This is a genomic window from Gemella haemolysans, from assembly GCF_901873445.1.
Classification (GTDB): domain Bacteria; phylum Bacillota; class Bacilli; order Staphylococcales; family Gemellaceae; genus Gemella; species Gemella haemolysans_C.
Map to the genome: position 1 here is coordinate 1 of NZ_CABFLN010000066.1, position 550 is coordinate 550.

The 550-nt window shown below is 28.5% G+C and carries 1 protein-coding gene; it reads right to left on the minus strand.

Features of this window, described 5'->3' with window-relative positions; all coding sequences use genetic code 11:
• On the minus strand, positions 1–550 hold a 550-nt coding region (locus JX287_RS07770; protein WP_204644319.1), incomplete at both ends, for a DDE-type integrase/transposase/recombinase.

Consider the following 550-nt stretch of genomic DNA (forward strand, 5'->3'; position numbering starts at 1 on the left):
AACAATTTGCTTTTCTAGACATACTTTGGTAAATACGTTCTTCTTTTAACCTTTTCGAGTATGCCTTCATTTGATAAGCCCATCCTTGATCAGAGTGGAAAGTTCTCCTATAAGGGGATTTAGCTGTGACTTTAATAGCTTCTTCTAGTGCATCCATTATATTTTTAGCTGATGGACTCTCACTTATACTATAGCTTATTATCTCACCATTATACATATCCATAAATGAATCTAAATAAAGTTTCTTTACTACTAATTTACCTCTCTCACTAACTTCATAATATTTAAATTCAGTTGTGTCTGTAGTGATTTTTTGATGTGGAATATTAGTATTAAATCGTCTTCTAATTCTATTCTTAGCTGTTTTTCCAATTTTCCCTTTATATGAATTGTATTTTCTACTTTTTCTAGTGAATGATGTAACCTGTAAGCCTAATTTTTGTATAATTCTTTGAACTTTCTTTTTGTTTATTATATATCCTAAATTACGTAACGCACCATATATACGTCTATAACCATAATCTTTGTTATTCTTTCTTATTTCTAATAT